This is a genomic window from Oceanivirga salmonicida, from assembly GCF_001517915.1.
GTDB classification, from domain to species: Bacteria; Fusobacteriota; Fusobacteriia; order Fusobacteriales; family Leptotrichiaceae; genus Oceanivirga; species Oceanivirga salmonicida.
In genome coordinates this window covers 1-440 of record NZ_LOQI01000188.1, presented here as the reverse complement: position 1 = coordinate 440, position 440 = coordinate 1, and the positions used below count along the sequence as shown (strand labels likewise).

The 440-nt window shown below is 19.8% G+C and carries 1 protein-coding gene; it reads right to left on the bottom strand.

The features are described 5' to 3' along the window. On the bottom strand, positions 1 to 440 hold a 440-nt coding region (locus tag AWT72_RS08885; protein WP_197407675.1), incomplete at both ends, for a hypothetical protein.

The following is a 440-nucleotide window of genomic DNA, read 5'->3' as shown; positions in this document are numbered from 1 at the left end:
TATATTTACCATTACTCTTTTTTTCAATTTCTACACTTAAAGGTATAAGTTTTGATTTAGAATTATCTAATTCATTATTTAAAAATCTTTCAATAATCACCTTATTTTTTTCAATTTTTTCTTTTGATAAATCACTGTATTCATTTACTATTAATATTTTACTATAATTAGCAATATTATATTCTTTTAATGAAGTATCATCATATTTCCTATATCTTTTAACCACTTTAACATTATTTTCTTCTTCTTTTTTTTCAATAATTTTTCTGTCAATGTAATTTCTTTCTATTAAATAAAATCTATATGAATAATAGTCATCATCTTCTTCACTCATTTTTTCAAATTTTGGTAGTATATCTCTTTTTGCAACTTCAAATCCGTTATAATATGGCATGAAAAATAATGATATTAAGACTATATTAAATATATAGGCATAAGTT